Annotated in this window: 7 protein-coding genes and 1 pseudogene; 3 read left to right on the forward strand and 5 right to left on the reverse strand. The window is 70.0% G+C overall.

Annotated elements, in window-relative coordinates:
* The 4 genes and pseudogenes from JWN68_RS11205 to JWN68_RS11220 all read right to left on the reverse strand — a co-directional run.
* Positions 1-327 (reverse strand): annotated as a pseudogene (locus JWN68_RS11205) (Asp-tRNA(Asn)/Glu-tRNA(Gln) amidotransferase GatCAB subunit B); the annotation flags it as partial.
* Positions 324-1,805: an Asp-tRNA(Asn)/Glu-tRNA(Gln) amidotransferase subunit GatA gene (gene gatA, locus JWN68_RS11210; RefSeq protein ID WP_297738710.1), complete on the reverse strand. Its 1,482-nt coding sequence runs from the start codon at positions 1,803-1,805 to the stop codon at positions 324-326. The gene gatA and the pseudogene JWN68_RS11205, both read right to left, overlap by 4 nt.
* 29 nt (positions 1,806-1,834) lie before the next feature.
* Positions 1,835-2,134, reverse strand: a complete 300-nt coding sequence (gene gatC / locus JWN68_RS11215) for an Asp-tRNA(Asn)/Glu-tRNA(Gln) amidotransferase subunit GatC (RefSeq protein ID WP_010833809.1) — start codon at positions 2,132-2,134, stop codon at positions 1,835-1,837.
* Positions 2,135-2,343: 209 nt separating this feature from the next.
* Positions 2,344-3,624 (reverse strand): calcium-binding protein, encoded by a 1,281-nt coding sequence (locus JWN68_RS11220; RefSeq protein ID WP_297738705.1) that lies wholly within the window; start codon positions 3,622-3,624, stop codon positions 2,344-2,346.
* A gap of 128 nt (positions 3,625-3,752) precedes the next feature.
* Here JWN68_RS11220 and JWN68_RS11225 point away from each other — a divergent pair, with 128 nt between their 5' ends.
* Complete coding sequence (locus tag JWN68_RS11225) at positions 3,753-5,474, forward strand: hypothetical protein (protein WP_297738706.1); 1,722 nt, start codon at positions 3,753-3,755, stop codon at positions 5,472-5,474.
* Here the strand turns inward: JWN68_RS11225 and ligA are convergent.
* Entirely contained in the window at positions 5,471-7,576 is a 2,106-nt protein-coding gene (gene ligA / locus JWN68_RS11230) for an NAD-dependent DNA ligase LigA (protein WP_297738707.1), read from the reverse strand. The genes JWN68_RS11225 and ligA overlap by 4 nt on opposite strands.
* A gap of 147 nt (positions 7,577-7,723) precedes the next feature.
* On the opposite strand from ligA, the gene JWN68_RS11235 reads away from it, so the two are divergent.
* Together JWN68_RS11235 and JWN68_RS11240 are read left to right on the forward strand one after the other, a co-directional pair.
* Positions 7,724-8,437, forward strand: coding sequence for a TetR/AcrR family transcriptional regulator (locus JWN68_RS11235; RefSeq protein WP_297738708.1), 714 nt, complete (start codon positions 7,724-7,726; stop codon positions 8,435-8,437).
* On the forward strand, positions 8,434-10,032 hold the full coding sequence (locus JWN68_RS11240) for an MFS transporter (protein WP_297738709.1): 1,599 nt from the start codon (positions 8,434-8,436) through the stop codon (positions 10,030-10,032). Before JWN68_RS11235 ends, JWN68_RS11240 begins: the two co-directional genes overlap by 4 nt.
* Positions 10,033-10,180: the final 148 nt, after the last annotated feature.

A 10,180-nucleotide genomic window follows, 5' to 3' on the forward strand; every position in this document is an offset into this window, starting at 1 on the left:
CGTCTGGAAGTTCTTCGGCATGTCCGGGTAGAAGTAGTTCTTCCGCGCGAAGCGGCACCACTCGGCGATCTCGCAGTTGAGCGCGAGTCCGATCCGCATGGCCGACTCGACGGCGACGCGGTTGACCACCGGCATCGCGCCGGGCAGACCCAGGCAGGTCGGGCAGACCTGGGTGTTGGGCTCGGCGCCGAACTCGGTCGGGCACCCGCAGAACATCTTCGAGTTGGTGTTGAGCTCGACGTGGACCTCGAGGCCCATCGCCGGGTCGAACTTCTCCAGGGACTCCTCGAACGAGAGCAGCGAGTCGGAGCTGGCGTGCGTGGTCATCGGGTCTCCTCCAGGGCGGGAGCCTTGTCGAGCAGCGGTGCGCCCCACTCCCGCGCGAGCAGGGTCTCGAGGGCGGCGCCGACGCGGTAGAGGCGCTCGTCCTCGAGGGCCGGGGCGAGGATCTGGAAGCCGGCGGGCAGCCCGTCCTCGTCGGCGAGGCCGCTCGGGACCGAGATCCCGGGGACGCCGGCGAGGTTGGCGGGGATGGTCGCGAGGTCGTTGAGATACATCGCCAGCGGGTCGTCGAGCTTCTCGCCGAGCTTGAAGGCCGTCGTCGGGGCGGTCGGCGAGACGAGCACGTCGGCCTTCTCGAACGCTGCCTCGAAGTCGCGGCTGATGAGCGTGCGTACCTTCTGGGCCTGGCCGTAGTAGGCGTCGTAGTAGCCGCTGGACAGGGCGTAGGTGCCCAGGATGATGCGGCGCTTCACCTCCTCGCCGAAGCCCGCGTCGCGCGAGGCGCGCATGACGTCCTCCGCGCTGGGGTTGCCCTCGGGCACGACGCGCAGGCCGTAGCGCATGGCGTCGAACTTCGCGAGGTTGGAGGACGCCTCGGCGGGCAGGATCAGGTAGTAGGCCGCCAGAGCGTGCACGAAGCTCGGGCAGGACACCTCGACGACCTCGGCGCCGGCCTTCACCAGCAGGTCGACCGACTCCTGGAACCGAGTCATCACGCCGTCCTGCCACCCGTCCCCGGCCAGCTCGGTGATGACGCCGATCCGCAGGCCCGACATGTCGCCGGTCGAGCCGATCCTGGCCGCGTCGGTGAACGAGGGCCACGGCTGGTCGATGCTGGTCGAGTCGCGTGGGTCGTGCCCGGCGATCACGTCGTGCAGCAGGCCCGCGTCGAGGACGGTCCGGGTGACGGGACCCGCTTGGTCCAGGCTGTTGGCGAGGGCCACGAGGCCGTAGCGGGACACTCCGCCGTACGTCGGCTTCACGCCGACCGTGCCCGTGACCGCACCGGGCTGGCGGATCGAGCCGCCAGTGTCGGTGCCGATCGCCAGCGGCGCCTCGAAGGCCGCCACGGCGGCGGCCGAGCCACCGCCCGAGCCGCCCGGGATGCGGTCGAGGTCCCACGGGTTGTGGGTGGGGCCGTAGGCCGAGTGCTCCGTGGAGGACCCCATGGCGAACTCGTCCATGTTGGTCTTGCCAAGGATCGGCAGCCCGGCCGCCTTGAGCTTCGCCACGACGGTCGAGTCGTACGGCGGGATCCAGCCCTCGAGGATCTTCGACCCACACGTGGTGGGGAGCCCCTCGGTGGTCAGCACGTCCTTGACCGCGATCGGCACGCCGTCGAGCGGGCTCAGGGTCTCGCCGGCCGATCGGCGGGCGTCGGACGCGGCAGCTTGGGCGAGCGCGCCGTCAGAGTCGACGTGCAGGAAGGCGTGGACGGCGCCGTCGACGCCGGCGATGCGGTCGAGGTGCATCTGGGTGAGCTCGACACTGGTGACGGTGCCCGCCGCCAGGGCCTCTGCCATCTCGGCGGCCGTGGTGCGGATGGTGGTGTTCACTGCTCATCCCCCAGGATCCGCGGCACGCTGAAGCGCTGCTGGTCGACCGCCGGTGCCATGGCCAGGGCCTGCTCGGCCGTCAAGCCGGGGGTCACCACGTCGTCGCGGAAGACGTTGGTCAGCGGCAACGCGTGTGACGTGGGAGGTACGTCGTCCCCCGCCACGCCGTTGATGGAGGCGACTGACTCGAGGATCACGCTCAGCTGGGGGGCAAGGTGATCGAGCTCGGCGTCGTCGAGGTCGATGCGGGCGAGGTTCGCCAGGTGTGCGACCTCGTCTCGGGTGATCTCGGGCATGGCGGCAATCCTAGGGTCGCCCAACCGAAGCGAGGCACGCGGCATCTGTCTGGGTGACAATCCATTCGAGGAGGACTGATGGCGCGACCACCCTCTGGCTCGACCGACGACGGTGACTTCACGCAGTTCGTGCAGGCCAGCCCGCCTGTGGGGCAGAACCTCAGGCTCAGGGGAACCACCTACGAGAGCGGAGGCCGGGGCCCGCGCGGTCAGCAGCTCTGGCGCCGCTCGATCAGCTTGCACCGGTCCTTGCCGCTCTTGGCGAAGCCGATGTCGAAGCCGGTGCCGCCGATCAGGACGTCCTTCTGGTTGGACCCGGTGATCACGTCGGCGCCGCCACGAGCCTTGATGGTCGCGCCGAAGTCGGGGTGGGCATCGATGACCTCGCCCTTCATCGTGCCCCTGTAGATCGTCGTGGTGCTGGCGGGCAGGAAGACCTCGGTGAAGCTCTGGACCTTGCCGCTGACCGCGAACGGCTGGAGCTTGGTGACCTTGGCCAGACCCTTGCGCTGGTCGATGCGCAGCGTGGGCAGGACGGCGGGGTTGGGGTAGGCCACCAGCCGCAGCTTGTCCCGGCCGGCGTTGCCCACCACCTGGAACCCGGACTCGCCGGGCACCGGCACGGTGACCGTGTCGACGCCTGCGCCCCCTTTGATCGTCAGCCGGTTCACCGAGCTCGAGGAGATCGCGTCGATACCGGGACCGCCCACCAGGGTGTCGAAGCCGGCCACGCTGGAGATCGTGTCGTCCCCGGAGCCGCCGTCCACGAGGTCCGCGCCGGCGCTGTCGTTGCCATCGGGGGTGATGACGTCGTCGCCGTCGTGGCCGAACAGCTGGTCGTCGCCGCCCATCTCGAACAGCCGGTCGTCCTTGTAGGTGCCGCGGATCACGTCGTTGAACGCTGTCCCCACGAAGCCGATCGGCGAACCGGCCGCGACGACGATGGTGTCGGCTCCGTCGGCAGCGACGACGGCGGGGACGGTGCGCATGTCGATCACGGCAGGGGCGGGAGCGTTGTAGTAGCTGATCGTGTCGGGCACCACCCGTATGCCGGCCGAGACCAGCCGTGCGTCATAGCCGGGGTCGACGTAGTCGTTGCCGGCGCCGGGGACGATCGTGTCGCCGGTGCGCTTGAACCGGCCGAACCGGTCGGCGCGGTAGTGGTCCATCTCCCCATAGGTCGTGTCGTCGCCCGGGCCGCCCGAGATGCGGTCGGCGCCCTCGCCGGCACAGATGAGGTCGTTCCCTCCCAGCCCAAAGATCCGGTCGTTGCCGCCCCCGGCCCAGATCACGTCGCGCTTCGGCGTGCCCGTGAGGTCGTTCGATCTCTCGTTGCCGACGATCGTCGCCCTCTCGCCGGCGCAGGTCTTGGCCGCGGCGTGGGCCGGGCTCCCAGCGCCACGAGAGGCACGGTGAGGGCGAGGGTGGTGGTGAGGTGGTGGTGAGAGTGGACACGAGACGCATGGCTGACCTCCGAGGGTGGTCCTCATGGATGCCTGGCAGATGGAGAGCGCAGGTGGGACGCCGTACCCCGGGCGGAAGTTGTCTGCGGGTGCCGAGGCGCCGACGCGATGTGTCACTATTCCGGTCGAATTCGCCGGATGCGGGGGCAGGCAGCATGACGATCGTGGCGCGCGACGAGGTCGATGGCGTGGCAACGTTCTGGGTCGACTCTGGGCGGCCCACCCTGGCGGCGACCCTGATGTTCCGCTGGGGCAGTGCCGACGAACCGGCGGCGGAGTCGGGTTGGCAGCACCTCCTCGAGCACCTGGCTCTGCACGAGCGCATGGGCGGCGGACAGCTCCAGGTCAACGGTGAGGTCTCCCTCCACCACACGAGCTTCGATGCCCACGGACCCACGGACGCGGTGGCGGCACACCTGAGCGGTGTGGCCCGGTGGCTGAGCGAGCCGTCCTTCGCTCGGATGGACACCGAGCGACGGGTGCTCGCCGCCGAGGCCGCGCAGCGCAGCTCGGTGGGCCTGCCCAACGCGCTCGGCATGCGCTACGGGGCGGCCGGACCCGGTGTCGTCGCCTTCGGCGAGCTGGGACTGGGCCGAGCGACGCGCGAGCTGCTGGGGACCCGGGCGCGCACCGTGTTCACGCGGGAGAACGCGGTCCTGATGCTCGACGGACCTCCCCCTCCCGGCTGGCGGTTGCCGCTGCCGTCGGGACGGCTGAGGTTTCCGGAGCCGGCGCACACCGTCGAGGAGCTCCCGGCCGGCTACGTCGACGTGGGGCTGCTGGCGAGCGGCGTGGTGCGACGTACGCCGGCGGCGACCCTGCTGCCCGAGACCCTTCGGCGCGAGTTCGTCAACGAGTTCCGCGAACGGCTGGGCGGGGCGTACGCCCCGTTCTGCGGCTACGAGTACGCCGACGTCGACCACGCCGTGGCCTACGTCGGCACGGACATCGACGGCGCCGCACATCGCGGGTGCGCGACGACCGCACGCGAGCTGCTCGAGACCCATGCTCAGAGGGGCCCCGACGAGGCTGTCGTCTCGGGCATCAAGGCCATGACCATCCAGGGGCTGCGGGATCCTTATGCGACCTACGGCCTGGCCCGCCGGGCCGGCGCCATGCACCTGGCCGGCGAGGACCCGTACCTGTCACTGGACCAGGTCGTGGCGGACTACGAGGCGATCACCGCCAACGACGTGCGGGTCCACGCTGCCGAGCTCCTGGACAGTCTCCTGCTCGGGATGCCAGTCCTCGCGGATGAGCTGCTGATGATGCGGACGGTCAGCCGGCCCACGACCACGCCTCGGGTGCCTCCGACGCAGGGTCGCAAGCACGCCGACTGGCCGGCGCGCCTGGACCGGTTGGTCGTCGATGGACACGGCACGATGATGACGTCGGGCGACCAGGCTCTCGACTACCCCCACGCCGACCTCGCGGCCTACCTCACCTACCCGTCGGGCGTACGGCGCCTCGTGCGGGCCGACGGCTGGGGACTCCTCATCGACCCGGCTGAGTGGGTGGGCGGCGCGGACGCGGTCGCGTCGCTCGACGCGGCCGTCCCCGGCGACCTGCACATCCCCCAGCGGGACGTCGACGGTCCGACGCCGTTCAGTCGGGCCAGTCTCGGTCGCCGCTACCGCGGCCTGGTGGAGATGAGCGGCCGCAAGGATCCGGTGCTCAAGACCGATCCGACGGCTCGCCTGATGGCCTTCGGCATCGGCCTGCTGTTCGTCCTGGTCGTCGTCGCCATCGTCATGACGGTCCACTCGCGCTTCGACCTGATCGACACGACCCCCGACTACCCGAGGGTGGAGATGCCGGACAAGGTGATCGTGCCCCTCGGGCTGGGCGCGCCCCGGGATGTTCCCGCCGGCGACTAGCTCGGACCGTCGGCGAGCAGCGCCACGAAGCCCGCCTCGTCGACGATGGGTACGCCGAGCTGCTCGGCCTTGTCCGCCTTGGACCCGGCGTTCTCGCCGACCACGACGAAGTCGGTCTTCTTCGACACCGACCCCGAGGCCTTGCCGCCGCGGACGATGATCGCCTCCTTGACCGAGTCACGGGTGAAGCCCTCCAACGAACCGGTCACCACGATCGTGAGGCCCTCCAGGGTGCGGGGCACCGACTCGTCGCGCTCGTCGGCCATCGTCACGCCCGCTGCTGCCCACGTGTCGACGATGGCGTTGTGCCACGCGGCCTCCTCGCCGTCGAACCACGCCCGCACCGACGCCGCGATGGTGGGGCCGACCCCGTCGGTGTTGGCCAAGGTGGACTCGTCGGCGTCGCGGACAGCCTGCATGGAGCCGAATTGGGTGGCGAGGGCGCGCGCTGCCGTCGGCCCCACGTGGCGGATGGAGAGCGCCACCAGCACCCGCCACAGGGGCACCTGCTCCTTGCGCTCGTGCAGGTTGGCGAGCAGCCGCAACCCGTTGGCGGACAGCTGAGGTCCGTCCTCGCCCTTCTTCGGCGCGCGCGTGAACAGCGGAGCCCGCAGGAGGGCTGCCTCGTCGAGCCCGAACAGGTCGCCCTCGTTGGTGATCGCCCCTGCCTCGAGCAGCGCCACGGCCGCCTCGTAGCCCAGGCCCTCGATGTCGAACGCTCCTCGTCCAGCGACGTGGAACACCCGCTCCCGCACCTGGGCGACACACTTCTCGTGGTTGGGGCATCGCAGGTCCTTGTCGCCCTCCTTCTGCTGGGACAGGGGGGTGCCACAGGCAGGACAGTGGGTCGGCATCACCCAGGGCGGGGTGCCCTCGGGCCGGAGTGCCAGGACCGGGCCGACGATCTCGGGGATCACGTCGCCCGCCTTGCGCAGCACCACGGTGTCCCCCGGCCGCACGTCCTTGCGCGTGACCTCGTGGGCGTTGTGCAGGGTGGCGTTCTCCACCGTCGAGCCGGCGACCCGGGTCGGCTCCATCACGCCGTACGGCGTGACCCGGCCCGTGCGGCCGACGTTGACCTCGATCGAGATCAGCTTGGCGTTGACCTCCTCGGGCGGGTACTTGAAGGCGATGGCCCAGCGGGGGGCTCGGCTGGTCGAGCCGAGCCGACGCTGGAGCGACACGTCATCGACCTTGACGACGACGCCGTCGATCTCGTAGCCGACGACCGTGTGCCGGTGCTCCCCGACGTGCTCGATGTAGGACTGCACCTCGGCGAGCGTCGAGACGACCTTGATCTGGTCGGAGGTGGGCAGGCCCCAAGCACGCATGGCGGCGTAGGCAGCGGACTGCGCGGTCGGCTCGAAGCCCTCGCGCGCGCCCAGGCCGTGGCAGACCATCCCGAGGGACCGCGTGGCCGTGATCTTCGGGTCCTTCTGGCGCAGCGAGCCGGCTGCAGCATTGCGGGGGTTGGCGAACAGCTGCTTGCCCGCGTCGGCCATGAAGTCGTTGAGCCGCTCGAACGCGACGGCCGGCAGGAACACCTCGCCACGCACCTCGACCAGCGACGGCACGGGGAACTCGTCGGTGCCGATGAGCCGGTGTGGCACCGCCTCGATCGTCTTGACGTTGGGCGTGACGTCCTCGCCCGTGCGCCCGTCGCCCCGGGTGAGGGCCCGCACGAGTCGGCCCTGCTCGTAGAGGAGGTTGATCGCGAGGCCGTCGACCTTGAGCTCGCACAGCAGCTCAGCAGACTCGCCACCGTCTCGGGCCACCCGTGCGTGCCACGAGACGAGCTCGTCGTAGGAGAAGGCGTTGTCGAGGCTCTCCATCCGCTGGAGGTGGTCGACCGCGGTGAACATCGTGGAGACCGCACCGCCCACTGTCTGCGTTGGCGACTCCGGGGTCCGGAGCTCGGGATGCTCCTCCTCCAGGGCCTCCAGCGCACGCAGCCCGGCGTCGAACTCCGCGTCGGACATCGTCGGGTCGTCCAGGACGTAGTAGCGCCAACGGGCGTCCTCCAGTCGGTGGCTGAGCTCCTGGTGACGGTCCCGTGCCTGGGGCGGCGCGGGCGCCGGCGCAGTCCGGTCAGACTCACTCATGGCACTAGTTTGCCCGCCTCCACCGACAGTTCGCCCGTCGTGTCCCGCGCGCTCGATGAAACTCTTTTGTTCCATCGGAATATCTCGCCTACCGTGGTGCTTGAGTACGAAACAGTTTCGTTTCATCTCACAGGAAGGACGCCGCCCATGACCCCCCTCTCCGCGGACGCGTCCACCGACACCACTGCAGGGGCCTCCACGGAAGCCACGACGGAAGCGCAGTCCAGCCGGCCGCGCGTCGAGGGCCACCGTGAACGCGAGATCCTCGACGCCACGCTCGACGTCCTGGCCGAGGTCGGCTACGACCGGCTCACCATGGACGCCGTCGCCCAACGCGCCAAGGCCAGCAAGGCGACTCTCTACCGGCGCTGGAGCACCAAACAGGCGCTGGTCGTCGACTCCGTCTGCTCCCAGAAGTCATCGGCACCCGTGCCGGACACGGGCAGCTTGCGGGGCGACCTGATGGCCCTCCACTGCGAGCTCGGCGGCTTCCGCGACTCGCGGAACCTCGCCGTCCTCGCAGCAGTGGTCACCGCGATGGCCCGCGACGAGGAGTTCGCCGAGACGTACCGCCGCGACTTCATCGGTCCCAAGATCGCGGCGGCCCGCGTGATCTTCGACCGCGCGCTCGAGCGCGGCGAGGTCGCCGAGGGCGTTGACGTGAGCCTCCTCGCTCCCGCCCTGCCCGGCATCGTCCTGCACCGGGTGTTCCTGATGGGCGAAGAGGCAACTCCCGAGCTCATCGCCCACGTGATCGACCAGATCATCATTCCGGCCACAACCTGTCCGCATCTGCCGACAGCCTCGTCCCACGAACTCACCGAGACTCATCCGCACGCCGAGCACGAAGGAACCTCATGACCAACCTCGACAGCACCTCTCCCACGCCGGAGGCGGTGGCCACGCCGCAGCGCGAGCTCCACCTCGGATGGGCCCTCGTCCTGATCTCGATCGCCCAGCTGATGGTGGTGCTGGACGCCACCATCGCGAACATCGCCCTGCCCTACATCCAGATCGACCTGGACATCACTCAGGCCAACCTGTCCTGGATCGTCACCGGCTACGCCCTCGCGTTCGGCAGTCTGCTGCTGCTCGGTGGGCGTCTCGGTGACCTCTACGGTCGGCGCAAGGTCTTCATGATCGGCCTGGTCGTCTTCGCCGTGGCCTCGCTCCTGGGCGGACTGGCGACCAGCGAGCCGCTGCTGCTCGCCGCCCGTGGGCTGCAGGGTCTGGGTGCTGCCCTCGCGTCCCCCGCAGCCCTGGCCCTGATCACCACGACGTTCCCCGCGGGCCCCGCCCGCAACCGCGCCTTCGCTGTGTACGCCGCAATGTCGGGCGCCGGTGCAGCCGTCGGCCTGATCCTCGGTGGCTGGCTCACCGGCACGTCGCCGGAGCTCTTCGGCTTGGAGATCGACGGCTGGCGCCTGACGTTCCTGATCAACGTGCCCATCGGCATCGCCGCCGCGCTGCTCTCCCCGCGCTTCCTCAAAGAGGCGGAGTCGCACCCCGGTGAACTCGACCTGCCCGGTGCGGTCGCGGCCACCCTGGGCCTACTCGGCGTCGTGTACGGCCTCAACCGAGCCGGTACCGAGGGCTGGGGCGACGGGACCACGGTCGCCTGCCTGGTGGCCGGCGTCGCGCTGCTCGCCATCTTCGGCTTCATCGAGAGTCGCGTCGAGCACCCGCTCCTGCCGTTCCGGATCTTCATGAACAGGACCCGGGCCTCCAGCTTCGTGGCCATGTTCCTGGCCCCCGCGGCGATGTTCGCGATGTTCTACTTCCTCAGCCAGTACATCCAGAACGTCATGGGCTACAGCCCGCTCAAGGCGGGCGTCGCCTTCCTGCCGTTCACGGTCGGCATCGTCGTCGGCGCAGGCCTGGCCTCCAACCTGGTCAACCGCATCGACCCGCGCTACATCTCCGGTGTCGGCACCCTGATCGCCGCGGGCGCGCTCTTCGGCTTCTCGACGCTGCCCTTCGACACCTCCTTCCCCGCCGAGGACGTGACCGGCACCTACGTCACCGACATCTTGCCGTTCATCATCATGATGGCCTTCGGCATGGGGCTCACGTTCGTGCCCGTCACGCTGACCGCCGTCCACCACCTCCGCTCCGAGGAGTCCGGCATCGGCTCGGGTGTCCTCAACACGGCCCAACAGGTCGGCGGCGCGCTCGGGCTCGCCGTGCTGGCGACGGTGGCGACCCAGACCTTCACCGACCGCGGCAAGGAGCTGGCAGCTGCCGGCGCACAGGCAGGCGGGCCGCAGCTCTCCCCCGAGCAGATGGAGAAGTTCCAGGCCATCGCGCAGCAGCAGGTCTTCACGGAGGGTTCGACCCAGGCCTTCCTGGTCGGCTCGATCCTGATGCTCGCGGCCTCCGTGGTCATCTGGGTCTTCCTCGACGTCAAGCACGAGGAGCTCGCGACCGACGGGCCCGAGGGCGTCGTCGCCCACTGATCCACCGCACCACCACGAGCGAGGGAGGATCCCGGAGACGGAGGTCCTCCCTCGTCCCATCCGCAGGCAGCCCCGACTACGAAGGAGACTCGTGACCGACCCGCACCTCACGACGTACGACGCCCCTGGCCGCCCCCGGGCGATGGTC

Source organism: Nocardioides sp., from assembly GCF_025964975.1.
In the GTDB taxonomy this organism is placed as follows: Bacteria; Actinomycetota; Actinomycetes; order Propionibacteriales; family Nocardioidaceae; genus Nocardioides.